24 protein-coding genes and 1 tRNA gene are annotated in these 25,340 nt (G+C 63.9%); 11 read left to right on the forward strand and 14 right to left on the reverse strand.

Features of this window, described 5'->3' with window-relative positions:
- The first annotated feature begins 273 nt into the window (after positions 1-273).
- The 4 genes from secA to ACF8LI_RS24795 all read left to right on the forward strand — a co-directional run bounded on the left by secA (position 274) and on the right by ACF8LI_RS24795 (position 6,083).
- Positions 274-3,021 carry a preprotein translocase subunit SecA gene (secA, locus tag ACF8LI_RS24780; protein WP_392413503.1) on the forward strand — a complete coding sequence of 916 codons (2,748 nt, stop codon included), beginning with the start codon at positions 274-276 and terminating at the stop codon, positions 3,019-3,021.
- Between the two features lie 150 nt (positions 3,022-3,171).
- Positions 3,172-4,404 (forward strand): bifunctional glutamate N-acetyltransferase/amino-acid acetyltransferase ArgJ, encoded by a 1,233-nt coding sequence (gene argJ / locus ACF8LI_RS24785; RefSeq protein ID WP_392413501.1) that lies wholly within the window; start codon positions 3,172-3,174, stop codon positions 4,402-4,404.
- A 165-nt stretch (positions 4,405-4,569) separates the two neighbouring features.
- Positions 4,570-5,526, forward strand: coding sequence for an ATP-binding protein (locus ACF8LI_RS24790; RefSeq protein WP_312840606.1), 957 nt, complete (start codon positions 4,570-4,572; stop codon positions 5,524-5,526).
- 50 nt (positions 5,527-5,576) lie between these two features.
- Positions 5,577-6,083 carry a (deoxy)nucleoside triphosphate pyrophosphohydrolase gene (locus tag ACF8LI_RS24795; RefSeq protein ID WP_016445605.1) on the forward strand — a complete coding sequence of 169 codons (507 nt, stop codon included), beginning with the start codon at positions 5,577-5,579 and terminating at the stop codon, positions 6,081-6,083.
- A gap of 10 nt (positions 6,084-6,093) precedes the next feature.
- Here the strand turns inward: ACF8LI_RS24795 and ACF8LI_RS24800 are convergent, their stop codons facing one another.
- From ACF8LI_RS24800 to ACF8LI_RS24835, 8 genes are all read right to left on the reverse strand, one after another.
- Positions 6,094-6,348 (reverse strand): DNA gyrase inhibitor YacG, encoded by a 255-nt coding sequence (locus ACF8LI_RS24800; RefSeq protein WP_016451023.1) that lies wholly within the window; start codon positions 6,346-6,348, stop codon positions 6,094-6,096.
- Positions 6,348-7,103 carry a cell division protein ZapD gene (gene zapD / locus ACF8LI_RS24805; protein ID WP_026062416.1) on the reverse strand — a complete coding sequence of 252 codons (756 nt, stop codon included), beginning with the start codon at positions 7,101-7,103 and terminating at the stop codon, positions 6,348-6,350. Before zapD ends, ACF8LI_RS24800 begins: the two co-directional genes overlap by 1 nt.
- An 89-nt stretch (positions 7,104-7,192) precedes the next feature.
- Positions 7,193-7,831, reverse strand: coding sequence for a dephospho-CoA kinase (coaE, locus tag ACF8LI_RS24810; RefSeq protein WP_016445608.1), 639 nt, complete (start codon positions 7,829-7,831; stop codon positions 7,193-7,195).
- 14 nt (positions 7,832-7,845) lie between these two features.
- On the reverse strand, positions 7,846-8,739 hold the full coding sequence (locus ACF8LI_RS24815; RefSeq protein WP_016445609.1) for an A24 family peptidase: 894 nt from the start codon (positions 8,737-8,739) through the stop codon (positions 7,846-7,848).
- Positions 8,739-9,956, reverse strand: coding sequence for a type II secretion system F family protein (locus tag ACF8LI_RS24820; RefSeq protein ID WP_016445610.1), 1,218 nt, complete (start codon positions 9,954-9,956; stop codon positions 8,739-8,741). Before ACF8LI_RS24820 ends, ACF8LI_RS24815 begins: the two co-directional genes overlap by 1 nt.
- 38 nt (positions 9,957-9,994) lie before the next feature.
- Entirely contained in the window at positions 9,995-11,737 is a 1,743-nt protein-coding gene (gene pilB / locus ACF8LI_RS24825; RefSeq protein ID WP_392413498.1) for a type IV-A pilus assembly ATPase PilB, read from the reverse strand.
- 128 nt (positions 11,738-11,865) lie between these two features.
- Positions 11,866-11,942, reverse strand: a tRNA-Pro gene (locus tag ACF8LI_RS24830).
- 31 nt (positions 11,943-11,973) lie between these two features.
- Complete coding sequence (locus tag ACF8LI_RS24835; RefSeq protein ID WP_043789750.1) at positions 11,974-12,903, reverse strand: polyprenyl synthetase family protein; 930 nt, start codon at positions 12,901-12,903, stop codon at positions 11,974-11,976.
- A 230-nt stretch (positions 12,904-13,133) separates the two neighbouring features.
- Between ACF8LI_RS24835 and rplU the strand changes: the two genes are divergently transcribed.
- The 4 genes from rplU (at position 13,134) to proB (ending at position 16,215) form a co-directional block, all read left to right on the forward strand.
- Positions 13,134-13,445, forward strand: a complete 312-nt coding sequence (rplU, locus tag ACF8LI_RS24840; RefSeq protein WP_012207284.1) for a 50S ribosomal protein L21 — start codon at positions 13,134-13,136, stop codon at positions 13,443-13,445.
- Between the two features lie 15 nt (positions 13,446-13,460).
- Entirely contained in the window at positions 13,461-13,718 is a 258-nt protein-coding gene (gene rpmA / locus ACF8LI_RS24845; protein ID WP_012207283.1) for a 50S ribosomal protein L27, read from the forward strand.
- Positions 13,719-13,867: 149 nt separating this feature from the next.
- Entirely contained in the window at positions 13,868-14,983 is a 1,116-nt protein-coding gene (cgtA, locus tag ACF8LI_RS24850) for an Obg family GTPase CgtA (RefSeq protein ID WP_016451026.1), read from the forward strand.
- 83 nt (positions 14,984-15,066) lie between these two features.
- Positions 15,067-16,215 carry a glutamate 5-kinase gene (proB, locus tag ACF8LI_RS24855; protein WP_016445651.1) on the forward strand — a complete coding sequence of 383 codons (1,149 nt, stop codon included), beginning with the start codon at positions 15,067-15,069 and terminating at the stop codon, positions 16,213-16,215.
- 71 nt (positions 16,216-16,286) lie between these two features.
- On the opposite strand, the gene ACF8LI_RS24860 is transcribed toward proB, so the two are convergent.
- The gene (locus tag ACF8LI_RS24860) at positions 16,287-16,973 is read right to left on the reverse strand and encodes an RNA pyrophosphohydrolase (protein ID WP_016445652.1); all 687 of its coding nucleotides are present in this window, start codon (positions 16,971-16,973) and stop codon (positions 16,287-16,289) included.
- A 93-nt stretch (positions 16,974-17,066) separates the two neighbouring features.
- Between ACF8LI_RS24860 and ACF8LI_RS24865 the strand changes: the two genes are divergently transcribed.
- On the forward strand, positions 17,067-18,812 hold the full coding sequence (locus tag ACF8LI_RS24865; RefSeq protein ID WP_392413496.1) for a proline--tRNA ligase: 1,746 nt from the start codon (positions 17,067-17,069) through the stop codon (positions 18,810-18,812).
- Entirely contained in the window at positions 18,809-19,462 is a 654-nt protein-coding gene (locus ACF8LI_RS24870; protein ID WP_016445654.1) for a lytic transglycosylase domain-containing protein, read from the forward strand. The genes ACF8LI_RS24865 and ACF8LI_RS24870 overlap by 4 nt, the downstream gene beginning before the upstream one ends.
- 48 nt (positions 19,463-19,510) lie before the next feature.
- Here ACF8LI_RS24870 and ACF8LI_RS24875 read toward each other — a convergent pair whose 3' ends face one another.
- From ACF8LI_RS24875 to hemA, 5 genes are all read right to left on the reverse strand, one after another.
- On the reverse strand, positions 19,511-20,884 hold the full coding sequence (locus ACF8LI_RS24875) for a hemolysin family protein (protein WP_016445655.1): 1,374 nt from the start codon (positions 20,882-20,884) through the stop codon (positions 19,511-19,513).
- A 211-nt stretch (positions 20,885-21,095) separates the two neighbouring features.
- Positions 21,096-21,419 (reverse strand): Grx4 family monothiol glutaredoxin, encoded by a 324-nt coding sequence (gene grxD / locus ACF8LI_RS24880; protein ID WP_012207276.1) that lies wholly within the window; start codon positions 21,417-21,419, stop codon positions 21,096-21,098.
- Between the two features lie 116 nt (positions 21,420-21,535).
- The gene (gene prmC, locus ACF8LI_RS24885; RefSeq protein WP_392413495.1) at positions 21,536-22,393 is read right to left on the reverse strand and encodes a peptide chain release factor N(5)-glutamine methyltransferase; all 858 of its coding nucleotides are present in this window, start codon (positions 22,391-22,393) and stop codon (positions 21,536-21,538) included.
- Between the two features lie 10 nt (positions 22,394-22,403).
- Positions 22,404-23,486 (reverse strand): peptide chain release factor 1, encoded by a 1,083-nt coding sequence (gene prfA, locus ACF8LI_RS24890; RefSeq protein WP_392413493.1) that lies wholly within the window; start codon positions 23,484-23,486, stop codon positions 22,404-22,406.
- A gap of 126 nt (positions 23,487-23,612) precedes the next feature.
- Positions 23,613-24,938: a glutamyl-tRNA reductase gene (gene hemA / locus ACF8LI_RS24895; protein WP_017405531.1), complete on the reverse strand. Its 1,326-nt coding sequence runs from the start codon at positions 24,936-24,938 to the stop codon at positions 23,613-23,615.
- Between the two features lie 72 nt (positions 24,939-25,010).
- On the opposite strand from hemA, the gene ACF8LI_RS24900 reads away from it, so the two are divergent.
- Positions 25,011-25,286: a hypothetical protein gene (locus ACF8LI_RS24900; protein ID WP_016445659.1), complete on the forward strand. Its 276-nt coding sequence runs from the start codon at positions 25,011-25,013 to the stop codon at positions 25,284-25,286.
- Positions 25,287-25,340 lie beyond the last annotated feature (54 nt).

Genomic DNA, 25,340 nt, shown 5'->3' on the forward strand with positions numbered 1-25,340 from the left:
AGCCGGGACCCTCGTTATAGCAGCATCTGCAGGGCGGCGCGGGTCCGGGAATTCGGGTTCAGGGCTCTGCGGCCGCATGCGTCGGCCTGCCTGGAAGAGGGTTGGACAGAGACAGTTAGAATCAATTGTTCGGTTCTCGCTTCAGCCCGGCCGCATGTGTTCTCCAGCAGGGTACTTGCAGGCAGGTGGAGCGGCCCCATCTGAAATCCAACAATCTAGGGATTCCAGGCACACCGCAGTCCGCTTCAGCGGGTGGCGGTGTGTCTTTTTCGCATGGCCACCAACTTCCTCACCAAACTATTCGGCAGCCGAAACGATCGGCTTCTCAAGCAATACCGCAAGACGGTCGTTCGCATCAATGCGATGGAGCCCGACTACGAGAAGCTCAGCGACGAGGATCTGCGCGCAAAGACGCAGGAATTCAAGGAGCGTGTGGCCAAGGGAGAGTCGCTGGACGACCTGCTGCCCGAAGCCTTCGCCGTGGTGCGCGAAGGGTCCAAGCGTGTCATGAAGATGCGCCACTTCGACGTCCAGTTGCTGGGCGGCATGGCACTGCACTACGGCAAGATCGCGGAAATGCGCACCGGCGAAGGCAAGACGCTGACCGCCACGCTGCCGGTCTACCTGAACGCACTGTCGGGCAATGGCGTTCACGTGGTGACGGTGAACGACTATCTGGCCAACCGCGATGCCACCTGGATGGCCAAGCTGTACAACTTCCTCGGCCTGTCGGTGGGCATCAACCTGCCCAACATGCCGCGCGAGGAAAAGCAGGCCGCCTACAACAGCGACATCACCTACGGCACGAACAACGAATACGGCTTCGACTACCTGCGCGACAACATGGTCTACGAGTCGGGCGACCGCGTGCAGCGCGTGCTCAACTACGCCATCGTCGACGAGGTGGACTCCATCCTGATCGATGAGGCCCGCACGCCGCTGATCATCAGCGGTCAGGCCGAGGACCACACGGCCATGTACGTGGCCATGAACAAGATCGTGCCCAACCTGGTGCGCCAGGAAGGCGAGGCCGATCCCCGCACGGGCGAAGGCGTGACCAAGCCCGGCGACTTCACGGTGGACGAAAAGAGCCACCAGGTATTCCTGACCGACCAGGGCTACGAAGCCGCCGAGCGCCTGCTGGGTCATGCCGGCATGATTGCCGAGGGCGCCTCGCTCTACGACCCGGCCAACATTACCCTGGTCCACCATCTGTATGCGGCGCTGCGCGCCAACAATCTCTACCACCGTGACCAGCACTACGTGGTGCAGAACGGCGAGATCGTCATCGTCGACGAGTTCACGGGCCGCCTGATGGCGGGCCGGCGCTGGAGCGATGGCCTGCACCAGGCTGTCGAGGCCAAGGAAGGCGTGACCATCCAGGCCGAGAACCAGACCATGGCCTCGATCACCTTCCAGAACTACTTCCGTCTCTACGGCAAGCTGGCGGGCATGACGGGTACGGCCGATACCGAAGCCTACGAATTCCAGGAAATCTACGGCCTCGAAACCGTGGTGATTCCGCCCAACCGTCCCAGCAAGCGCGACGACCAGCTCGACCGCGTCTACAAGACCACGCGCGAGAAGTACGAGGCGGCGATCCGCGACATCCGCGAATGCCATGAGCGCGGCCAGCCCGTGCTGGTGGGTACGACCTCGATCGAGAACTCGGAAATCATCGACGCGCTGCTCAACAAGGAAAACCTGCCCCACCAGGTGCTCAACGCCAAGCAGCACGAGCGCGAGGCTGACATCGTGGCCCAGGCTGGCCGTCCCGGCATGATCACCATCGCCACCAACATGGCCGGTCGTGGTACCGACATCGTGCTGGGCGGCAACATCGAAAAGCAGGTTGCGGCTGTCGAGGCCGATGAATCCCTGTCCGAAGCCGAACGCCAGCAGCGCATCGAACAGATGCGCGCCGACTGGAAGATCGAGCATGACAAGGTTTCGGCCCTGGGTGGCCTGCGCATCATCGCCACGGAGCGCCACGAATCTCGCCGTATCGACAACCAGCTGCGTGGCCGTTCGGGCCGCCAGGGCGACCCCGGCTCCTCGCGCTTTTACCTGAGCCTGGACGATGCGCTGATGCGCATCTTCGCGGGCGACCGTGTGCGCGCCATCATGGACCGCCTGAAGATGCCCGATGGCGAAGCCATCGAAGCCGGCATCGTGACCCGCTCCATCGAAGGCGCTCAGCGCAAGGTCGAGGCCCGCAACTTCGACATCCGCAAGCAGCTGCTCGAATACGACGACGTGTCCAACGACCAGCGCAAGGTGATCTACCAGCAGCGCAACGAGATCCTCGACGCCTCGGACCTGCACGAGATGATCACGGTGATGCGCGATGACGTGGTGTCCGACCTGGTGCGCCAGTACGTGCCCGCCGAGTCCATGGAAGAGCAATGGGACCTGGCCGGCCTGGAAAAGGCGCTGGAAAGCGAATGGCGCATCCAGCTGCCGCTGCAATCGCAAGTGCAGTCCGCGCATGCCATCACCGACGAGGAGATCCTCGAGAAGGTGCTGCAGGCTGCCCGTGAAGTGTTCGAGGCCAAGGTCGAGCTGATCGGACGCGAGAACTTCACTCAATTCCAGCGCGCCGTGCTGCTGCAAAGCTTTGATACCAACTGGCGTGACCACCTGTCCGCGCTGGACTATCTGCGCCAGGGCATCCACCTGCGTGGCTATGCCCAGAAGCAGCCCAAGCAGGAATACAAGCGCGAGGCTTTCGAGCTGTTCCGCCAGCTCATTGATCAGGTCAAGACCGAAGTCACGCGCGTGCTGATGACCGTGCAGGTGCAGTCGCGCGAACAGGTGGAGCAGGCCACCGAGGCCATGGAGCAGCGCAGCGCCCACAGCCTGGAGCACATGACCTATGGCGCTCCCTCGGATGGCGACATCGGTGGCTCCGTCGAAGACGAGCCGCTGGAGTTGCCCGAAGGCGCTCGCGTGGGCCGCAATGATCCCTGCCCCTGCGGCAGCGGCAAGAAGTACAAGCAGTGCCACGGCAAGCTGTCGTGATGCGGCCGGCGTCGTAAGACGCCGCAAGACACGGAAAACGGCACGGATGCACTCCGTGCCGTTTTCTTTTTTAAGGTCGATGAAATACGTGCCGCCCCGGTTTGTTCCGATAATGGAGCGCGTTTTTCTTTCACTGTAGGAAGCCCCTCAATGCCTGTGAATCTCTCCGCTCCCGTGCACGCCGACCTGTTGGCGATCAACGGCGTTCGCATCGGCGTCACCGAAGCCGGTGTGCGCAAGGCCAACCGCAAGGACCTGTCCGTGTTCCTGCTCGACGAGGGCGCTTCGGTGGCGGGTGTGTTCACGCAGAACCGTTTCTGCGCAGCGCCCGTGCAGGTCAGCCGCGAGCACTTGGCCCAGACGTCCGGCGCCATCCGTGCCATGGTCATCAACACAGGCAATGCCAATGCCGGCACCGGCGCTGACGGACTGGCGCGCGCGCGCCGCACCTGTGCGGATCTGGCTGCGCTGCTGCAGCTCAAGCCCGAGCAGATCCTGCCGTTCTCCACTGGCGTGATCATGGAAGAGCTGCCCGTGGATCGCATCGCCGCCGGCCTGCCAGCTGCCATCGCAGCAGCCAAGGCCGACAACTGGGGCACGGCCGCCGAAGGCATCATGACCACCGACACCCTGCCCAAGGCCTTCAGCCGCGCCGTGGATATTGGCGGCAAGCGTGTGAGCATCACCGGCATCAGCAAGGGTGCAGGCATGATTCGCCCCAACATGGCGACCATGCTGGGCTTTCTGGCCACCGACGCCGCCATCGCACCCGAACTGCTGCAGCCTCTGGTCAAGGAACTGGCCGACGGATCTTTCAACCGCGTGACCATCGACGGCGACACGTCGACCAACGACTCCTTCGTGCTGGTCGCCACGCACAAGGCCGGCAATGCGCAGATCACTTCGCTGACCAGCGCCGAAGGCCAGACCCTGAAGGCCGCATTGCTGGATGTGTCGCGTTTGCTGGCCCAGGCCATCGTACGCGATGGCGAAGGTGCCACCAAGTTCATCACCGTCAAGGTGGAGGGTGGCAAGACCGAGGCCGAGTGCCGCCTCGTGGCCTATTCCATCGCGCATTCACCCCTGGTCAAGACGGCCTTCTTTGCCAGCGATCCGAACCTGGGCCGCATCCTTGCGGCGGTGGGCTATGCTAGCATCGACGATCTGGACCAGACCAAGATCGACCTGTACCTGAACGATGTGCATGTCGCAGTCAATGGCGGCCGCAACCCTGCCTATCAGGAGGAAGACGGCCAGCGCGTGATGAAGCAGCAGGAGATCATCGTGCGCGTGCTACTGGGCCGAGGGCAGGCCGAGCAGACCGTGTGGACCTGCGATCTGAGCCACGACTACGTGAGCATCAACGCCGACTACCGCTCCTGACTCTCCACCCACCGTGCCGCCGGCAGCCGCAGGCCTTGTGCCTGGCTGCTGCCAGCTTTCAATGGCGGCCGGCGCGCAAAAGCTCTGGCGTTGGCATGAGATCCATCTCGATTCCCGGGCATATCCAGCGTCGGTGGCCGTGAGATCCGTATTCGAGAGACATCCATGACATTGCCCACAGAAGCCGTCGCCGCCCCCTTGCTGCAACTCGTGCAGCGCGCCGAGCAGCTGATGCAGCGCATCGAGGCCATCCTGCCCCAGCCGCTGCAATCCCCCGCCGACTGGAGTGCCTCCATCGCCTGGCGCTACCGCAAGCGCGCCAACGGCTGCGGTTTGCTGGAGCCCGTGCGCCATGTCGGCGCCATGCAGCTGTCCGACCTGCAGAACATCGATGTGCAAAAGGACAAGATCGCGCGCAACACCGAGCAGTTCGTGACCGGCCGCACGGCCAACAACGTGCTGCTCACCGGCGCGCGCGGCACGGGAAAATCCTCGCTGATCCGTGCCTGCCTGCATGCCTTTGCGTCGCAGGGCTTGCGCCTGATCGAGGTGGACAAGGCCGATCTGACCGACCTGCCCGACATCGTCGATGTGGTGGCCGGCCGGCCCGAGAAGTTCATCATCTATTGCGACGATCTGAGCTTTGAGGAAGGCGAGCCTGGCTACAAGGCCATGAAGTCCATTCTGGATGGATCGGTCAGCGCCGCCAGCCCGAACGTGCTGGTCTATGCGACCAGCAATCGCCGCCATCTGCTGCCGGAGTACCAGTCCGAGAATCTGACCCACCAGCGCGGCGAGGATGGGGAGCTGCATCCCGGAGAGGTGATCGAGGAAAAAATCTCGCTGTCCGAGCGTTTCGGCCTGTGGGTGAGCTTCTACCCGTTCAGCCAGGATGAGTACCTGCGCGTGGTGGCACAGTGGCTGGAGGCCCTGGGCCTGGACCAGGCCACGATCGAGGCGGCACGCCCGGAGGCCCTGGTCTGGGCGCTGGAGCGCGGTTCACGCAGCGGTCGCGTGGCCCACCAGTTTGCGCGCGACTATGCGGGCCGTGCCGAGCGCCCGAGTCAGCGCCAGACCGGCATCGCCGATGTCCAGGGGTTGGCTGAAGAGGCTGAACTCTGAGCACCTGCTGCCTGGCCCTGGGCTGGGCAGACTTTTTTGCGAAAGATCAAGTGACTGAAAAAGAAATCTCCCCCAAGGCCCGCGCTGAGGCGGCCGAGTCGCAGGCGCCAGTGCGGCGCAAGCACACCGAAGTCGCCGTTGGCGTGCTGCTTCGCGAGTCCGATGGCGCGTTGCTGATCACCAGCCGTCCGCCGGGCAAGCCGTATGCAGGCTACTGGGAGTTTCCGGGCGGCAAGATCGAAGCCGGCGAGACCGTGGAGCAGGCCTTGCGCCGCGAGATGCAAGAGGAACTGGGCGTAGAGATCGCGGCCGCTGAAGTCTGGAAGGTGACCGAGCATGACTATCCACATGCCCTGGTGCGCCTGCACTGGTGCAAGGTCACGCGCTGGAGCGGGGAGTTCGAGATGCGTGAAGGCCAGCAGATGGCCTGGCAGCAACTTCCGCTGCAGGTGCATCCGGTGCTGCCAGGTGCCTATCCGGTGCTGCAGTGGCTGAGCGAGGAACGCGGGCTGCCTTTCGATGCCGGGTTCTACGAGGCAGGCCAGCCGAAAGCCTGATCGGGCCTGATCAAGGCTCGGTGCGAGGATCGCCGAAGGGCGCATCCTCGGGCGGCATCGGTGCAGGCACGCGGAATTCCTCATTGGCCCATGCGCCCAGGTCGATCTGGCGGCAGCGTTCGCTGCAGAAGGGGCGGAAACGGTTGGCTGGTGCGAACAGGCTGGGGCCTGCACAGGTCGGGCAGCGCACCGTGGGGCCGGCAGAAGAGAGGCTGGCGGGCTGGGGGGCGGGGGCGCTCGAGGGCATGTCGGCCGTCTTGTCCATCAGCTGCAAAGCGTGACCTCGAACGAGGCATCTTCGCCGCAGGGTTGAGGCTTGGCGCCGTTCTCGGGGCGGAGCAGGCGCACCGAAACCAGCAGGCGGTTGCCGCTGATCTCCGGAACCAGATTCAACGACGGGTCTATGCGCAGGCGCAGCAGCTGAAAGCTGCGGCCGGGCGGCATGGCCTGCTGGAACACGCCTTTTTCGGCAGCCACCCATTGCGGCACGCCGGTTTCGCGCAGCAGCTTGAGCAGCAATTGCAGCGACTGACCCAGCGGGGTCAGGGTGCTGGCCCAGTCCTCCAGATCGCGCAGGCGTATCTGGGGATCATGGAACTGCCAGGCGTGATAGGCCGGAAGGTCGAAGCCGCAGGTGCCGCCGGGGATGCCGATGCGGCTGCGCACGGCCATCAGCCACTCGTTTTCAGTCAGGGTCTGGCCGGCCTTGCCGTTCTGGGCATTGAGCTGGGCAAAGCACTGCTCCACATGGCGTGAGACCTGGTCAAGCATGTGCTCGGCAATGTCGGGATTGCCGCGCAGGCTGTCGAGCAGGCTTTTGTGGCGCTCAAGGTCCTTGAGCACGTCCGTCTTCAGGTCGGTACGTGCCGCCACGTCCATGATCTCGAAGATGGTGACCAGCGCAAAATGGTGATCGATGGAATGAGCGCGCGACAGCAACTCGCTCAGGCGGCGATATAGCTGTTCCAACCGGAGGTAGGTCCTCAGGCGCTCATTGAAAGGATATTCGTACAGGATCACGCTTGCTGGGCTCCTCGGGGTGCACAGGAATCAGCTGTCTACGTCGTGCACATGCTGAATTACACGCACAGGCCAAGCCATGGCGTGCATCATAGCCCGAACCATGCAGAGATTCGATCGGTGCATGCGCGCAAAGCCTCTATCGTCATGGCCTCGTCGTTGTAGAGCACCCAGTCGGCGGCTGCCAGCCGTGCCGCACGTGTGGCCTGGGCCGAGATGATGGCCTGCACCGCCTCGCGTGGCAATCCGTTGCGCGCGATCACGCGAGCGATCTGCGTTTCGGTGCGGCAGTCAACGACCAGCACCGCATCAAGCATGGCAGGCCAGCGGCCGGACTCCACGAGCAAGGGAATGTCATGCACGATGAGTCGGCACCCAGCCACTGTGGCCTGTTCCACTTGCCGGGACGTCTGCTGCGCCACGAGGGGATGGACGATGGCCTCCAGCTGCTGTCGTGCCGAGGGCTGCTGAAAGACCAGTTCGCGCATGCGCGTGCGGTCCAGGGCGCCGCTGGCGTCAATCAGTTCGGGCCCGAAGACGCGCGCTATCTCGGGCAGAGCAGCACCTTCGGGGGCTGTGAGGCTGCGAGAGATCTGGTCGGCATCGATCACGGCCGCTCCGCGCAAGCCCAGTTGCGCTGCGACGGTGCTCTTGCCGCTGCCAATGCCGCCCGTCAGGCCCAGCCGAAACGGGCGTGCAAGCAAGGGCGGGGCGATGCTGGGGGCCATGCCGCAGTGTTGAATCAAAGGCCCAAGGCCGCCAATAGGGATTGCAGCATCTGCTGCGGTCCGAACACCATGGCTGCAAAGCCGGCGCCCGCCAGAAAGGGGCCGAAGGGAACATAGCCGCCTTCACGCAGGCGGCTGTTGATCTTCAACGCGATGCCCACGATGGCGCCAATCACCGACGAGATCAGGATGATGGGCACGAGTGCCTGCCAGCCGAACCAGGCGCCCAGCGCGGCAAACAGCTTGAAGTCGCCGTAGCCCATGCCTTCCTTGCCGGTGGCCAGCTTGAAGGCCCAGTAAACCAGCCACAGCGAGAGATAGCCCGCTGCAGCGCCCCATACCGCGTCGGCCAGAGGCACGGCGGTCCAGTGCAGCGCCGACGACAGCAGTCCGGCCCACAGCAAGGGCAGGGTGATGTCGTCGGGAAGCAGTGTGGTGTCCCAGTCGATCAATGCCAGGCTCAGCAAGGCCGCACTGAAAAGGCACCAGGCAGCGCCTGTGGGCGTGATGCCCCATTGCGCCGCACAGTAGGCAAACAGCGCGGCGCAGGCCAATTCCACCAGCGGATAGCGGATGCTGATCGACGCCTTGCATTCGGAGCACCGGCCCCGCAGCGCCAGATAACTGAGCACGGGAATATTCTCGTACCAGTGGATGGCATGACCGCAATGCGGGCAGCGCGAGCGGGGGCGGCTCAGGCTCAGGGGCGCCTCGGCAGGCGGCGGCGCTGTGGCGGGCGATGGCGTGGCGGAGGATGAAGATTGCTCTTGCGCCCATTGGGCGCATTCCGCATTCCATTGCTGCTCCATCATGCGGGGCAGCCTATGCACCACCACGTTGAGAAAGCTGCCAACCAACAGGCCCAGCAGGCCGCCCAATGCAGCCTGCATCCAGAGTTCCAAAACCATCAGACCACCTGGCCCAGCTTGAAGATGGGCAGATACATCGAAACCACGATGCCGCCGATGAGGGTGCCCAGGAAAACAATGATGATGGGCTCCATCAGGCTGGACAGGCCAGCCACCATGTCATCGACCTCTTCCTCATAGAAATCGGCCGCCTTGCCCAGCATGTGGTCGATGGAGCCGGATTCCTCGCCGATGGCGCACATCTGCAGCACCATGGAGGGAAAGACATTGGCATTGGTCATGGCCACGGTGAGACTGGTGCCGGTGGAGACTTCCTGCTGGATCTTTTCCGTGGCATTGGCATACACGGCATTGCCGGATGCGCCGCCGACAGAATCCAGTGCCTCGACCAATGGGACACCCGCGGCAAACATGGTCGACAGCGTGCGCGTCCAGCGTGCGACGCAGGATTTCTCGATCAGCACGCCAAAGACCGGCACCTTCAGCAGCGTACGGTCCATGAATTGCTGCATGCGCTCGTTGCGCTTCCAGGCCTGCATGAAGAAGTAGAGACCGCCGCCAATCACGCCGAAGATCAACCACCACCATTGGACAAAGACATCGCTGATGCCCATCACGAACAGCGTCGGTGCCGGCAGGTCGGCGCCGAACGAGGTGAACACTTCCTTGAAGGCCGGGATCACGAAGATCATGATGATGGTCACGACGATGAAGGCCACGACGATGACCGAGATCGGGTACATCAGCGCCGATTTGATCTTGGACTTGATGGCCTCGGTCTTCTCCATGTACGTGGCCAGGCGGTCCAGCAGGGCTTCCAGGATACCGGCCGCTTCGCCCGCCTCCACCAGATTGCAGTAGAGGCTATCGAAGTACATGGGGTGCTTGCGATAGGCCGCGTTCAGCGAGGTGCCGGTCTCCACGTCGGCGCGAATATCGGCCAGAAGGCGCGTCACGCTGGGGTTGGTGTTGCCCCGTCCGACGATGTCGAAGGCCTGAAGCAGCGGGACGCCCGCCTTCATCATCGTTGCCATCTGGCGGGTGAACAGCGCAATGTCCTTGGGCTTGATCCTCTTGCCGCCGCGTGTGCGGCGCTTCTTGATCTTGCTGGGCAGCACGCCCTGGCGGCGCAGCATGGCCTGGACCTGGTTGATGCCCCCGGCCCGGGTCTCGCCTCGGATGATCTTGCCGTTGCGATCCTTGCCTTCCCATTCGAAGACAAATTCCTTGATTCCCTTGGACGCGGCTGTGGCCATCGTGCTCCCTCGTTTGTTGTCTGCGCTGTCCGCGCTATTTACTCATTGGTGACTGCCAGCACTTCTTCGAGCGAGGTCAGTCCCTGTCTGGCCTTGTGCAAACCCGATCCACGCAGCGACCGCACGCCTTCGCGCTTGGCCTGTGCGGCGATCTCCAGCGCACTGCCGTCCTGCAGGATGATGCGCTGGATTTCCTCGCTGATAGGCATCACCTGATAGATGCCTACGCGGCCCTTGTAGCCGTTGTTGCATGCCGGACAGCCGACGGGCCTGTAGGTGACCCAGCTGCCGTCAATGTCCGCATCGTCGTAGCCTGCATCGATCAGGGCCTCCCGCGGAATGTCAGCCGGCTCCTTGCATTGAGGGCACAGGCGCCTGGCCAGGCGCTGGGCGGTGATCAGGATCACGCTTGATGCGATGTTGAAGGGCGCAATGCCCATGTTGCGCATGCGCGTCAACGTGGTCGGTGCGTCATTGGTGTGCAGGGTGGACAGCACCAAGTGGCCGGTTTGCGCTGCCTTGATCGAGATGTCGGCCGTTTCCAGATCGCGGATTTCACCGACCATGATGATGTCGGGATCCTGGCGCAGAAAAGCCTTGAGCGCAGTGGCAAAGGTGAGGCCGGCCTTTTCGTTCACATTGACCTGGTTGACGCCGGGCAGGTTGATTTCCGAAGGATCTTCCGCCGTGGCGATGTTCACGCCGGCCTTGTTCAGCAGGTTCAGGCAGGTGTACAGCGACACTGTCTTGCCCGAGCCGGTGGGGCCTGTGACCAGAATCATTCCGTAGGGGCGGCTGATGGCTTCAAGCAGGCGTGCCTTCTCCTCGGGTTCATAGCCCAGGGCGTCGATGCCCATCCTGGCCGAGCTCGGGTCCAGGATACGGATCACGATCTTCTCGCCGAAAAGCGTGGGCAGCGTGCTGACGCGAAAGTCGATGACGCGGTCCGGGCCGACCTTGAGCTTCATGCGCCCGTCCTGCGGGACACGCTTTTCCGAGATGTCCATGCGCGAGATCACCTTGATGCGCGAGGCCAGCTTCTCCTTGATGGCAATGGGCGGCGATGCAATTTCACGCAGCTCGCCGTCAATGCGAAAGCGCACGCGGTACTGGTGCTCGTAGGGTTCGAAATGCAAGTCCGACGCGCGCATGTTGAAGGCGTCGAGCAGCATTTTGTGCAGGAACTTGACAATGGGCGCATCTTCGACGTCTGCTGCGGCCGAGTTGTCCTTTTCCTCTGCCACCTCATCAGGCTTGAGGTCGCCGAACTCGAAGTCGCCGCTGCCGCCATAGCTGTCCATGGCCTCGCTGGCGCTTTTGTTCTGCTGCGCGATCAGTCGCTCCAGCTTGTCGGCCTCGACGATGATCCAGTCCACGCCCAACTGGGTGGTGAACTTGATCTGCTCGGCGGCTTCCTGCTGCGTCGGGTCGGCGGTGGCCACCGTGAGGCGGTTGCCGCGCTTGCTCAGAGGCAGGACGCGATAGGTGCTGATGATCTTGGCGTCCAGCAGATCCTGCGGCAGGCGCATGGCGTCGACCGCATCAAGATCGAGCAGCGGCGCGCTGAACATGGTGGAAACCGTCTCCGCCACTTCCAGGGCAGAGAGGGTGCTGGCGACGCTCAGTTCTGCAATGAACGAGGTGCGATTGGTGGCGGCCTTGCCGGCAGCCGCTTCCGCTGCCTGTTGCGATACCTTGCCTGCTGAAATCAAGGCCCGCCCGATGCCGGGAAGCGATGCGACAGCGGATGCATTCTTGAGCGAGGAGTCAGCAACAGCCATGTAGCAAGACGTGTGAGAGGAAAGGACATTTATCCTATCATCACTGAGCACTTGGAATGCCAGACACACTGTTACACGCCTGGGTCTTGAACCTGGCGCAATGGTGTGATGGAGATGGAGTGACCAGATGGTCGGGGTGAGAGGATTCGAACCTCCGGCCTCTACGTCCCGAACGTAGCGCTCTACCAGGCTAAGCTACACCCCGTTGCTTTTGTAGAAAAAGCAAGCAGCCTGAATCAGGTGCGTCGCTCCAAAAGCTGAGACGCCAATTGTAGCAAACTTGCCGTATGCAAATTGCTTGGGAGCACATTTATTGCGTCGATGGCGCGGCGTGCCTCGGCATGTGCGGCCTCGCGTGCCACGTCCAGCGCACCTGTGCTGCGCACGATATCCACTACGGCGGTCAGTTGCTCGGTGGAGCCCTGTTCGATGGCGGCGCGCACGATGGCGGCCTGCTCAGGTGTGCCGCGTTGCATGGCGGCAATCAGGGGGAGGGTGCATTTGCCTTCGCGCAGGTCATCGCCCAGGTTCTTGCCCATTTCCTGGGCATCGCCTGCATAGTCGAGTACGTCGTCAATGATCTGGAAGGCCGTGCCCAGCGCCTGGCCATAGCTGGCGCAGGCCTGCTCGATTTCGCGGGGCGCGTCGGCCAGCACGGCGCCCAGCTGGGCGCTGGCTTCGAACAACTGGGCGGTCTTGGAGCGGATGACGTGCAGATAGCCTGCTTCGTCCAGCGAGGCATCGTGAGTGTTGATCAGCTGCTGGACCTCGCCCTCGGCGATCACGTTGGTGGCATCCGAGAGAATCTTGAGCACGCGCATGCTGCCGACTTCCACCATCATCTGGAAGGAGCGCGAGTGCAGGAAGTCGCCGACCAGCACGCTGGCCGGATTGCCGAAGGTCTCGTTGGCCGTCGGGCGGCCGCGACGCAGCGTGGATTCATCCACGACGTCGTCGTGCAGCAGGGTGGCTGTATGAATCAGTTCGACCACGGCAGCCAGGACATGCCTGTCCTTGCCTTCGTATCCCAATGCATTGCAGACCATGAGCAGCAGGGCGGGCCGCAGGCGCTTGCCGCCTGCAGCGATGATGTACTGGGAGATCTGGGCAATCAGCGGGACGGTGGTCGTCAGGCGCTGGGCAATCACATGATCCACCTCGCGCATGTCGTCAGTGATCAGGGCAAGCGGATTGGGGGTGGAGAGAGCTGTGGTCAAGGTACTGCGGGCGCCAAGTGGATCGTCAATTATAGGAAGAGCGACCCTGCCTGCGACCCGCTCTGGCGGTTGTTTGGGCGAAGGAGGGGAGCGCTTCATGCAAGGAATGTGAGTGCGTGCTAGAATCTCCGGCTTCCGTGGAAATTCGTTCGCGGAACTCTCAAATTCAAGAGGTTTAAATGTACGCAGTCATAAAAACCGGCGGCAAGCAGTATCGCGTTGCAGCTGGCGAAAAGATCAAGGTAGAACAGATTGCTGCGGACGTAGGCCAAGAAGTTGTGATCGATCAGGTTCTGGCAGTCGGCAACGGCGCTGAAATCAAGGTCGGCACACCTCTTGTGTCCGGTGCGTCTGTCAAGGCAACCGTGGTTGCTCACGGCAAGCACGACAAAGTGCACATCTTCAAGATGCGCCGTCGTAAGCATTATCAGAAGCGCCAAGGCCATCGCCAGCAGTTCACCGAGCTGCAGATCGTGGCGATCGCTGCTTAATCCAGGAGCTGAGTCATGGCACAGAAAAAAGGCGGCGGCTCTACGCGAAACGGGCGCGATTCCAAGCCCAAAATGCTCGGCGTGAAGGCTTTTGGTGGTGAGTTGATCACCGCCGGCTCGATCATCGTGCGCCAACGTGGCACCAAGTTCCACCCCGGCGACAACGTCGGCGTGGGCAAGGACCACACCCTGTACGCTCTGGTGGACGGCCACGTGTCGTTTGCTGTCAAGGGTGCACTGTCCAAGCACACGGTCAACGTGACGGCTGCCTAAGCTCTGTCACTTCGACGCTCGAAGCCCCGACCTGTCGGGGCTTTGTCGTTTCAGGAGGGCGGTGCATCGTGCGCTCGTCCCCTTTTCCGTCTCTGAGGTGTGGCCTGGGGCTGTCTGGTGCACACTGCTTTTTGTAAACTGGATGCCTCATGAAGTTCGTCGACGAAGCTTATATCGACATTGCTGCCGGTGATGGCGGCAATGGCTGCGTGTCATTCCGGCACGAAAAATACAAGGAATTCGGTGGTCCCGATGGAGGAGATGGCGGCCGTGGAGGCCATGTCTACGCGGTGGCCGACGTCAATCTCAACACCCTGGTGGACTACCGCTTCTCGCGTCGCCACGATGCCACGCGCGGCGAGCACGGCAAGGGCTCGGACATGTTCGGTGCCGCAGGCAACGACATCACGCTGCGCATGCCGGTTGGCACCATCATCAGCGATGCCGAAACCGGGGAGGTGCTCTACGAGCTGTTGACGCCCGGCGAGGTGGTGACCATTGCCAAGGGCGGGGATGGCGGCTACGGCAACCTGCGCTTCAAGAGCGCCATCAACCGCGCGCCACGGCAAAAGACGCCTGGCTGGCCCGGTGAGCGCAAGAACCTCAAGCTGGAGCTCAAGGTTCTGGCCGACGTGGGTCTGCTGGGCATGCCCAATGCGGGCAAATCCACTTTCATCGCCGCAGTCTCCAATGCGCGTCCCAAGATTGCCGACTATCCGTTCACCACGCTGCATCCCAATCTGGGCGTGGTTCGTGTTGCCGCCGAGCAAAGCTTTGTGGTGGCCGATATCCCCGGGCTGATCGAAGGCGCGTCGGAAGGTGCCGGCCTGGGCCACCAGTTCCTGCGTCACCTGCAGCGCACCCGATTGCTGCTGCATGTGGTGGACCTGGCGCCGTTCGATGACAGCGTGGATCCCGTGGCCCAGGCCAAGGCCATCGTGGGCGAGTTGCAGAAGTACGATGCCGAGCTGTACAACAAGCCGCGCTGGCTGGTGCTCAACAAGCTGGACATGGTGCCGGCCGAGGAGCGCGCCGCACGCGTCAAGGACTTCGTCAAGCGCTTCAAGTGGAAGGGTCCGGTGTTCGAGATTTCCGCCCTGACGCGCGAAGGCTGCGAAGTGCTGATCCGCACCATCTACAAGCATGTGCATGAACAGCAGCAGATCGAGGCCGGTCCCAAGGAAATCGATCCACGCTTCGTCGAAGTCGAGGGTGATGGCGTGGATCTTACCGACCCGCGTTTTGCTCCCCGCGATTCCGAGTAAGAGCGGCCTGTCCCACCCATTGCCTTGATCACAACAGCGGCGGGGTCTGCCTCGGCCTGCGCTGCAAGAATCACTATCCATCCATGTCTTCCAACTTGTTGCGTGATGCCCATCGCATCGTGGTCAAGGTCGGCTCCAGCCTGGTGACCAATGAAGGTCGCGGTCTTGATGAGGCCGCGATCCAGGAATGGAGCCGCCAGCTGGCGGCCCTGGTGCGCGGGGATGAAAGCCATGGAGGCCGGCGGCGCGAGGTAATCATGGTCTCCAGCGGCGCGGTGGCCGAAGGCATGAAGCGTCTGGGCTGGATTGCACGGCCCAAGGAGATTCATGAACTGCAGGCCGCTGCGGCCGTGGGGCAGATGGGCCTGATACAGATGTACGAGTCCAAGTTGCGCGAACAGGGCATGGGCAGTGCGCAGGTGCTGCTCACGCATGCCGACCTCGCGGACCGCGAGCGCTATCTCAACGCGCGCAACACTTTGCTGACGCTGCTGGAGCTGGGCATCGTGCCGGTGATCAACGAGAACGACACCGTGGTCAACGACGAGATCAAGTTCGGTGACAACGATACCTTGGGCGCTTTGGTTGCCAATCTGATCGAGGCCGATGCCCTGGTCATCCTGACCGATCAGCGAGGCCTTTACAGCGCCGACCCGCGCAGCAATCCCGATGCGCGTTTCATCGATGTGGCCAATGCCGGCGACCCGGCGCTGGAGGAGATGGCCGGAGGCGCGGGCTCGTCCATTGGCAAGGGCGGGATGATCACCAAGATCCTCGCGGCCAAGCGCGCGGCGGGCTCGGGTGCTTCAACCGTCATCGCCTGGGGGCGTGAGCAGGACGTGCTGGTGCGTCTGGCGGCAGGCGAGTCCATCGGCACGCTGCTCCTGGCGCAGACGCACAAGAACCAGGCGCGCAAACAGTGGATTGCAGACCATCTGCAACTGCGCGGCTCCGTGTCCGTGGATGCCGGCGCCGTGGCCAAGCTGCGCGACGAAGGCAAGAGCCTGCTGCCCATCGGCATGGTGAATGTGGATGGCGAGTTCGCCCGTGGCGATGTGATCGCGGTGCGCGATGCCCTGGGTATTGAGGTGGCGCGTGGGCTGGCCAACTATGCAAGTGCCGAGGCGCGGCTGCTGTGTCGCAAAAGCTCGGTGGAGATCGAGCGCCTGCTGGGCTATTCCGCAGGCCCGGAGATGGTGCACCGCGACAACATGGTGATTGCGGGGCACTGAGGCGCCAGACCCTCAAGGCCAAGAAAAAGCGCACCCTCGGGTGCGCTTTTGCGTATGGCTCTGGCCCGGTTTCAGGCCTTGCCTGGATCGGGTTGCAGGGCTTGCTGCCCCGACTGTGGATCAGGATCGAAACAGGCGCCAGGCGGCAACTCCATGCCGGGATTGACGCGAAAGCTGCCTGAGCGTGCTGGATGCAAACCCGGCGCAGTGTATGTCTCAGGACCCTGTTCATGGGCTTCCCTGGGGCGCATGCCGCTGCGCAGATAACGGTTGCGTTGCTGTTCGCCGCGCGGCAGGAACCGGGCCAGCTCGGTCAGGGCCATCTCATAGACGCCGCGCTTGAACTCCACCACCACGTCCAATGGCACCCAGTAGTCATTCCAGCGCCAGGCGTCGAATTCGGGGTGGTCGGTGGCACGCAGGTTCAAATCCCAGTCGTGACCCATGAGCTGCAGCAAATACCAGATCTGCTTCTGGCCTTTGTAGTGTCCGCGCGCATCGCGGCGGATGTACCGGTCTGGCACCTCGTAGCGCAACCAGTCCCGGGTGCGGGCGACCACGCGAACGTGGTTGGGCATCAACCCCACTTCCTCATGCAGTTCCCGGAACATGGCCTGTTCGGGTGTCTCCCCCCGGTCAATGCCGCCCTGTGGAAACTGCCAGCTGTGGGTGCGGATGCGTTTGCCCCAGAACACCTGGTTCTTTTGGTTGAGCAGGATGATGCCGACGTTCGGGCGAAATCCGTCCCGGTCAAGCATAATCGAACCCCAATTTTCTGAATTGTGTCCATTATGCACGGTGCCTTGCCAGCGGCAAGCACGCTGCCCCGATTCCCGCGAAGCCCCTGATCCATGAAAGCCTCCCAATTTTTCATCTCCACCCTCAAGGAAGCTCCGGCCGACGCCGAAGTGGTCAGCCACAAGCTCATGATGCGGGCCGGCCTGATCAAGAAGCTGGGTGCAGGCATCTACAACTACATGCCCATGGGGCTGCGCGTGATCCGCAAGGTCGAGGCCATCGTGCGCGAGGAAATGAACCGTGCCGGTGCCGTGGAAGTGACCATGCCCGTGGTCCAGCCTGCCGAGATGTGGGAGGAGACCGGCCGCTTCGAGAAGATGGGCCCCGAGCTGCTGCGCATCAAGGACCGCCATGGCCGCGACTTCGTGATCCAGCCCACCAGCGAAGAGGTGGTGACGGACATCGCGCGCCAGGAGCTCAAGAGCTACAAGCAGCTGCCCAAGAATTTCTACCAGATCCAGACCAAGTTCCGCGATGAGCGCCGCCCGCGCTTTGGCCTGATGCGTGGCCGCGAGTTCATCATGAAGGACGCCTATTCCTTCGACAAGGACCGTGATGCGGCCCAGGTCAGCTACCAGACCATGCGCGCGGCCTACAAGCGCATCTTCGACCGCTTCGGCCTGCAGTACCGTGCCGTGCGTGCAGACAGCGGTGCCATCGGCGGCGATCTGAGCGAGGAATTCCAGGTCATCGCTTCCACGGGCGAGGACGCCATCGTCTACTGCCCAAGCAGCGACTATGCCGCCAATATCGAAAAGGCCGAGGCCCTGGCGCCTGCGGGCCCCCGTCCCGCTGCGGCCCAGGCGATGACCAAGGTGGCGACGCCCGGCAACAGCACCTGTGAATCTGTCGCAGCCCAGCTGGGCCTGCCGCTGTCGCAGACGGTGAAGTCCCTGGTGCTGGCCACCGACAAGCTCGACGACAAGGGCGAGGTGGCAGGCAGCCAGATCTGGCTGCTGCTGCTGCGCGGTGATCATGAAATGAACGAGATCAAGGTGGCCAAGGTGCCGGGCCTGGACGTGGGCTTCCGCTTTGCCACTGTGGCCGAAATCGAGGAGCACTTCGGCTGCCAGCCCGGCTATCTGGGGCCCATCGGCCTGAAGAAGCCCGTGAAGCTGGTCGTTGACCGCGAGGTGGCCGTGATGGCCGACTGGGTCTGCGGCGCGAACGAGGCCGACTTCCACATCACCGGCGTGAACTTCGGCCGCGACCTGCCCGAGCCTGATGTGGTGGCCGACCTGCGCAACGTGGTGGCTGGCGACAAGTCTCCTGATGGCGCAGGCGAGCTGGCCATTGAGCGCGGAATTGAAGTCGGCCATGTGTTCTACCTGGGTACCAAGTACTCCCAGGCCATGAACGCCACCTTCCTGGCCGAGAACGGCAAGCCCTCGCTGTTTGAAATGGGCTGCTACGGCATTGGCGTGACGCGCCTGCCCGCTGCAGCCATCGAGCAGAACCATGACGAGCGCGGCATCATCTGGCCCGACGCGATTGCGCCCTTCACCGTGGTGGTCTGCCCCATCGGCATGGAACGCAGCGAACCCGTGAAGGAAGCTGCCGAGAAGCTGCATGCCGAGCTGCTGGCACTGGGTGTGGACGTGATCCTGGACGATCGCGGCGAACGTCCGGGCGCCATGTTTGCCGACTGGGAGCTGATTGGCGTGCCGCACCGCGTGGTGCTGTCCGACCGGGGCCTCAAGGAAGGACAGCTCGAGTACCAGCATCGCCGCGACACGGAAGCGACCAAACTGGCCGCCGCCGATGTGCTGGGCCATCTCAAGCAAAGGCTGGGCCTGTGAGCCAGGCGCCCGTGGTGACGCGACGCGATTGCCTGCGCCTGGCGGCTTCGCTGGGCTCGGCACCGCTGCTCGGCGGGCTGGCCGCGCCCGCCTGGGCCGGTGGCCAGCTGGAGGAGCCGCTGGCCGATTCGGTGCGCACTGCGCTGAGTTCCGCCGTCACGGGATCGGCGCCGCCCGAGCTGCGCTTTGCCTCCACCGAGGCCCGGCTGGACTACCTTCGCTGGCTCACGGCCAGCAGCGAGCGCCTGCGTTCGCGCAAGCCGGAGCTGGCGACGAGGCTGGAGTTCCTGCAAACCGTCTGGTACGAGTCCAAGCGTGCCGGCCTGGAAGTCTCTCTGGTGATGGGGCTGGTGCAGGTGGAGAGCGCGTTCCGCAAGTTCGCCATCTCCAGCGTGGGTGCACGCGGCTACATGCAGATCATGCCGTTCTGGATGCGGCTGATCGGCGATGGAGACATCGGCAAGCTGTTTCACATGCAGACCAATCTGCGCTTTGGCTGCGTGATCCTGCGCCACTATCTGGACCGCGAAAAAGGCGATGCCTACATGGCGCTGGGCCGCTACAACGGCAGCCGGGGACAGCCCCAGTACCCGAATGCGGTGTTCGCTGCGCAGCGGCGCTGGGAGATAGAGCCCTCGCGCTCGGCTTGAGGGCCGCGCAGCGCCGCCGAGCGGCTTCGCGGTGTTCTGCGTCGCCCGTCAGGACGACGTCTCCGACGACATGCTGGACACCTTGGCCACGGCCGCTGCCGTGTCGCCGGCGTTGGGCGGCGCGGCCGGGCTGCTGGCGGACATGCGCGTGACCAGCACCTGGTCGATGCGGTAGCTGTCCACGTCCATGACCTCGAAACGGTAGCCGCCCCATTGCACGGTGTCGGTGCGCCTGGGAATGCGGCGCAGCATCACCATGAGGAAGCCGCCCAGGGTCTCGTAGTCCTCGGCGTGGGGCAGCTCGTCGAGTTCCAGGGCCTGCATCACATCCTCGACCGGCGTGACGCCGTCGATCAGCCAGGAGTTCTCGTCGCGGCGCAGGATCTGCTCCTCGTCGCCCGGGCTGACCAGGCCGCCCATCACCGTGCTCATCACGTCATTGAGCGTGACCACGCCGACCACCAGGCTGTATTCGTTGACGATGACGGCAAAGTCCTCATGCACCTGGCGAAACTGCTCCAGCACCTCGGCCAGCGTCAGGCGGTCCGGCACGACCAGCACCTTGTGGACCAGGGAGTCGTCCATGAGCGACAGGGGCTGGTTGTTCAGCGCGCGCTGGAACAGGTCCTTGGCATCGACATAGCCGACGATGTGGTCGATGTCGCCATCGCAGACGGGGTAGGTGGAAAAAGGTTCTTCGGCAATGCGGACCCGGATCAGTTCGTCGGGGTCGTCACGGTGGAAGTAGGCGATGCGGTCGCGCTGCGTCATGGCCGAGCCGATGGTGCGCGAGTCCAGCTCGAACAGGTTGGCGATCACCTGCTGCTCCTTCGCGGCCAGCACGCCGGCGCGCGCGCCAGCTTCGGTCATGGCCAGGATGTCTTCGTGCGTGATGCGGTCGTCGCGCACCGTGGGCAGGCCTAAGAGCTTGGCAACGGCGTCCGCCAGGTGGTTGAAGCACCAGACCAGGGGCTTGAGCACGGCCATGCACCAGAGCATGGGGCGCAGCACGCGGATGGCCAGGGCTTCGGGCTCGGCCATGCTCAGGCGCTTGGGCAGCAGGTCGGCAAAGAGGATGAACAGCGAGGTGACGGTGGCGAACGAGAGCAGAAAGCCCACGGTCTGTGCCCGGCTCTCGGGCAGCCAGAGCATGAGCAATTCGGCCAGATAGGGCGTCAATGCCCCTTCGCCCACCACGCCGCCCAGGATGGCGACGGCATTCAGCCCAATCTGCGTGACCGTGAAGTACTCGCCCGGCTGGGCCTGCATCTTCATGACCTGTTCGGCGCGTGGCTCCCCGTCCTCCGCCATCTGCCGAAGCCGCAGGCGCCGCGAGGCGGCCAGCGAGATCTCGGCCACGGAGAAGAAGGCACTGGTCAGTATCAGTGCGACGATCAACAGCAGACTTTGGGACAGACTCATAGGCAAGGCGGAGAAGCGGGCGCAGGCGCGGTTTTCCGGATGTGAAAGATGTGTCCATTCGACCACACATCACATGCCCCTGGCCTTGTGGCAAGCCCGGGCAGGGCGCTGGCAGTCCGCCACGGGCGAAAAAAAGCCACCCGAAGGTGGCTTGATTTTGCGCAGCAGCGGGCGCAGGCGGGTGCTGCGCGCGAGTCGCAAGCCTGCGAACTCAGGCCTTGGGTGCCAGCAGCTGCTGCAACTCGCCGGATTCGTACATCTCCATCATGATGTCCGAGCCGCCGATGAACTCGCCCTGCACGTAGAGCTGGGGGATCGTGGGCCAGTTGCTGTAGTCCTTGATGCCCTGGCGGATTTCCTGGTCCTCCAGCACGTTGACGGTGGAGATGTCCTTGGTCTCCACGCCGCAGGCCTTGAGAATCTGGATGGCGCGGCCCGAGAAACCGCACATGGGAAAGCTGGCGCTGCCCTTCATGAACAGCAGGATGTTGTTGCTTTTGACCAGTTGGTCGATGCGTTGCTGGGTGTCGCTCATCTGTGTGGTGCTCCGGGGTCGTGGTGGGCGCCGCAGGCGCGGCGGCATGGATGGGATTATTTCACTCTCGGCGCGGACTTTGAAAGCATGCGGGAATGCTGCGCCCGGACCCGAGCTCAGGCTTGCGCTGTCCATTGCCCGCCCGTGCAGCGGGCGATGCCGCCCAGGTCGTGGCGGTGTTGCACGCTCTCAAAGCCGGCGCTGCGCAGCAGGGTGGCCACGGCATCGGCCTGGTCCCAGCCATGCTCGAGCAGCAGCCAGCCGCCGCTGGCCAGCAGCGCAGGCGCCTGCGCGACGATGGCGCGGATGTCGGACAGGCCATCGGCACCGCTGGCCAGTGCCGACAGCGGCTCATGCGCCAAGGCCAACAGGTGCGGATCGTCATCACTGATGTAGGGCGGGTTGCTGACGATGAGGTCGAACGGTGCTTGCCCTGCCAGCGGCTGGAGCCAGCTGCCATGCGCGAACTGCACGCCCAGTTGCAGGCGCGTGGCATTGGCGCTGGCCACGGCCAGTGCGTCGGCGCTGGCATCCACGGCCCAGACCGTGGCGCCGGGGCGCTGGCTTTGCAGGGCCAGGGCTATGGCGCCGCTGCCGGTGCCCAGGTCCACCACGCGGCAAGCGGGGGCTGCCTGGGTCTGGATGGGCATGAGCTCCAGCGCCCAGTCCACCAGGGTCTCGGTATCGGGGCGCGGGTCGAGCACACGCGCGTCCACGGCCAGATCGAGCCCGTAGAACTCCTTGTGGCCGAGCAGGTAGGCAACGGGTTCCGCGCCAAGGCGGCGTGCGCACAGCGCGGCATAGGCCTCGGCCTGGGGGGCGGTCAGCATGTCCTCGTCATGGGTCAGCAGCCAGGCGCGGCCGCCAGACTGGCGCCCGAGCACGTGCAGCAGCAGCATTTGCGCATCGATGCGCGCAAGCCCCAGGGCCTGGGCCTGCTGCAGCGCTTCTTTGACGATGGGTGGATTGGCCATGGCCCGGGCCTCAGTTGTTGACCTGCAGCTCGGCCAGCAGTTCGGCCTCGCGTGCGGCCTGCAGCGCGTCGAGCACATCGCCCAGGTCGCCTTCCATCACGGCCAGCAGTTTGTAGATGGTGAGGTTGATGCGGTGGTCGGTGAGCCGGCCCTGCGGGAAGTTGTAAGTGCGGATGCGGTCGCTGCGGTCGCCGCTGCCGATCAGGCCCTTGCGCAGTGCGGCCTCCTTGGCTTCGCGCTCGCTGCGTTCCTTTTCCTGCAGGCGCGCCTGCAGCACCTGCAGGGCCTTGGCCTTGTTGCTGTGCTGGCTGCGGCCGTCCTGGCACTCGGCGACGATGCCCGTGGGCAGGTGGACCACACGCACGGCCGAGTCGGTCTTGTTGATGTGCTGGCCGCCGGCGCCGCTGGCGCGGAAGGTGTCGATGCGCAGGTCGGCCGGGTTGAGCGTGATGGCCTGGGTTTCGTCCGGCTCTGGCATGACGGCCACGGTGCAGGCGCTGGTGTGGATGCGGCCCTGGGTCTCGGTGGCAGGCACGCGCTGCACGCGGTGGCCGCCGGATTCGAAGCGCAGGCGGCCATAGACGTCGGTGCCTTCCACGCGCAGCACCACTTCCTTGTAGCCGCCCAGCTCGCTTTCGTTGGCGCTCATGATCTCGACCTTCCAGCCCACGGCGTCGCAGTGGCGCGTGTACATGCGGGCCAGGTCGCCTGCGAACAGGGCAGATTCATCGCCACCCGTGCCCGCGCGGATTTCCAGGTAGGCGTTGCGCGCGTCGTCGGGGTCCTTGGGCAGGAGCAGGCGCTGCAGTTCATCTTCCAGCTGCACCAGCTCGATCTCTGCGCCGGAGATTTCCTCGCGCGCCATTTCCTCCATGTCGGGATCGTCCAGCATGTCCCTGGCAGAGGCCAGATCGGCCTCGCGCTGGCGGTAGCGTGCATAGCGGCCGGCAATGGCCGTCACATCGGCATGCTCGCGCGAGATGGCGCGGTACTGCTTCATGTCGCCCATGATGTCTTCGCGCGAGAGCAGGAAGTCGAGTTCTTCAAGGCGCTGGGCGTAGCGCTCCAGTTGTTGGCGCAGAAAGTCTTGCATGGTGTGAGGCGATGGTGCGAAGGGCTGCGCGGGGCAGCGCTGCGGCGGGGGAACGAGGTGGCCGGAAGTGGGCCGAGGCGCCAGAGACCCGCGGGTGCGCGGCTCTCTGAAGGGAGGCGAGCGCCGCTAGAGCGCCTTGTCGGGAGTCGTGCCGCGCGGACCGCCTGGCGCGGAGCGCAGGAACAGGCGCGAGACCGTGTCCATGGTCTGGGTGCGCTGGTCGGCGTCACCCTTGTGCAGCTCGGCCAGGGTGCCGTGCAGCATTTTCTGCGTGAGGCCGCGCGACAGGGCCTCCAGCACGGTGTCTATGTCCTCGCCCTTGGCCAGCAGCTTCTTGGCCCGTGCAATCTCCAGCGCACGCCATTCGTCGGTCTGGGTGTTGAGCTGCCGGATCAGCGGCACCACGCCGGCCTGCGGGCGGCGCTGGTCCAGCCAGTGCATGAAGCTTTGCACGCCGTGGTCGATGATGACTTCGGCCTGCTCGACCGCCGCCTGGCGCTGGGCCTGGCCCGTGCGCACCACCGTGGCCAGATCGTCCACGGTGTAGAGGTAGACGTCGCGCAGGTCCTTGACCTCGGATTCGATATCGCGCGGCACGGCCAGATCGACCATGAACATGGGGCGGTGCTTGCGCTTCTTGAGCGCGCTTTCCACGGCGCCCAGGCCGATGATGGGCAGGCTGGAGGCCGTGCAACTGATCACGGCATCGTATTCATGCAGATGCTCGGGCAAGTCGGCCAGCCGCATGGTGCCGGCGCCAAACTGGGCGGCCAGCTTTTCGCCGCGCTCCAGCGTGCGGTTGGCGATCATGATCTGCTTGGGGTGGCGGGCCGCGAAATGGGTGGAGACCAGCTCGATCATCTCGCCCGCGCCCACGAACAGCACGCGGATCTGGGAGAGGTCTTCGAACAGCTGGCCGGCCAGCCGCACGGCGGCAGCGGCCATGCTGATGCTGTGGGCACCGATTTCGGTGGAGCTGCGCACTTCCTTGGCCACCGCGAAGCTGCGCTGGAACAGCTGGTTCAGCGTGCTGCCCAGGGCGCCTGCGTTCTCTGCGGCGCGCACGGCATTCTTCATCTGGCCCAGGATCTGGGCCTCGCCCAGCACCATGGAATCGAGCCCGCTGGCCACGCGGAAGGCATGGCGCGCCACATGGCCGTCTTCCAGCAGATAGGAGTGCGAGCGCAGCAGTTCGGACGAGATGCCGCCGCTGTTGGCCAGCCAGTGCAGCGTGTGGTCCATGGCCGGCATTTCGGCCGCGCAGTAGATCTCGGTACGGTTGCAGGTGGAGAGAATGGCGGTCTCGACGGCGCTGTGCTGGCGGCCGGGGCCGGTCAGCGATTCGCGCAGGCCCTGCAGCGTGGGCACGATCTGGTCGAGCGCGAACGCGAAACGTCCCCGCATATCGAGCGGAGCCGTGTGGTGGTTGATGCCGAGTGCCCAGACTGCCATAACCCGGGATTATAAAATTTCGCGCAGTTTCAGGCATCCCTGATCACAACACCCTGGAATCGGAGCCCGCAGATGGGATGGATTGCGAGTACGAATCATTGGCTGAACTTCCTGGCGCCTGCACTTTTCCTGTCGCCGGCCCTGATGTTGTGCGCGCTTTTGATCTATGGAAAATCGCAGCAATCCATGGCCTGGTGGTCACAGGTTGCTATCAATTTCATTGTTGGTGCACTGGTGCTGCTGGCGGGGCTGTGGTGGTTCGGGCGCGATGCAAAGATGGCCACCTATGCTGCGCTGGTCGTGGTGATGGCGCTTTGCCAGTGGGTGTTTTCACGCGGCTGGCGCTGATGGCTGACAGCAAAGATTGATGCAGATCAACGGAAGAGGGCGTTTCTCCTGGCG

It is taken from the genome of Delftia sp. WSY_12, from assembly GCF_043104645.1.
Lineage (GTDB): Bacteria > Pseudomonadota > Gammaproteobacteria > Burkholderiales > Burkholderiaceae_C > Comamonas > Comamonas tsuruhatensis.

Coding starts and splice junctions, on each gene's coding strand:
- ACF8LI_RS24835 (WP_043789750.1), bottom strand. CDS start 12,903: ATGCGCGAGGTGGATCATGTGATTGCCCAGCGCCTGACGACCACCGTC.
- ACF8LI_RS24790 (WP_312840606.1), top strand. CDS start 4,570: ATGACATTGCCCACAGAAGCCGTCGCCGCCCCCTTGCTGCAACTCGTG.
- rplU (WP_012207284.1), top strand. CDS start 13,134: ATGTACGCAGTCATAAAAACCGGCGGCAAGCAGTATCGCGTTGCAGCT.
- prmC (WP_392413495.1), bottom strand. CDS start 22,393: ATGGCCAATCCACCCATCGTCAAAGAAGCGCTGCAGCAGGCCCAGGCC.
- argJ (WP_392413501.1), top strand. CDS start 3,172: ATGCCTGTGAATCTCTCCGCTCCCGTGCACGCCGACCTGTTGGCGATC.
- proB (WP_016445651.1), top strand. CDS start 15,067: ATGTCTTCCAACTTGTTGCGTGATGCCCATCGCATCGTGGTCAAGGTC.
- ACF8LI_RS24875 (WP_016445655.1), bottom strand. CDS start 20,884: ATGAGTCTGTCCCAAAGTCTGCTGTTGATCGTCGCACTGATACTGACC.
- coaE (WP_016445608.1), bottom strand. CDS start 7,831: ATGGCCCCCAGCATCGCCCCGCCCTTGCTTGCACGCCCGTTTCGGCTG.
- secA (WP_392413503.1), top strand. CDS start 274: ATGGCCACCAACTTCCTCACCAAACTATTCGGCAGCCGAAACGATCGG.
- ACF8LI_RS24900 (WP_016445659.1), top strand. CDS start 25,011: ATGGGATGGATTGCGAGTACGAATCATTGGCTGAACTTCCTGGCGCCT.
- prfA (WP_392413493.1), bottom strand. CDS start 23,486: ATGCAAGACTTTCTGCGCCAACAACTGGAGCGCTACGCCCAGCGCCTT.
- ACF8LI_RS24860 (WP_016445652.1), bottom strand. CDS start 16,973: ATGCTTGACCGGGACGGATTTCGCCCGAACGTCGGCATCATCCTGCTC.
- hemA (WP_017405531.1), bottom strand. CDS start 24,938: ATGGCAGTCTGGGCACTCGGCATCAACCACCACACGGCTCCGCTCGAT.
- grxD (WP_012207276.1), bottom strand. CDS start 21,419: ATGAGCGACACCCAGCAACGCATCGACCAACTGGTCAAAAGCAACAAC.
- cgtA (WP_016451026.1), top strand. CDS start 13,868: ATGAAGTTCGTCGACGAAGCTTATATCGACATTGCTGCCGGTGATGGC.
- rpmA (WP_012207283.1), top strand. CDS start 13,461: ATGGCACAGAAAAAAGGCGGCGGCTCTACGCGAAACGGGCGCGATTCC.
- ACF8LI_RS24815 (WP_016445609.1), bottom strand. CDS start 8,739: ATGGTTTTGGAACTCTGGATGCAGGCTGCATTGGGCGGCCTGCTGGGC.
- ACF8LI_RS24800 (WP_016451023.1), bottom strand. CDS start 6,348: ATGGACAAGACGGCCGACATGCCCTCGAGCGCCCCCGCCCCCCAGCCC.
- ACF8LI_RS24820 (WP_016445610.1), bottom strand. CDS start 9,956: ATGGCCACAGCCGCGTCCAAGGGAATCAAGGAATTTGTCTTCGAATGG.
- pilB (WP_392413498.1), bottom strand. CDS start 11,737: ATGGCTGTTGCTGACTCCTCGCTCAAGAATGCATCCGCTGTCGCATCG.
- ACF8LI_RS24865 (WP_392413496.1), top strand. CDS start 17,067: ATGAAAGCCTCCCAATTTTTCATCTCCACCCTCAAGGAAGCTCCGGCC.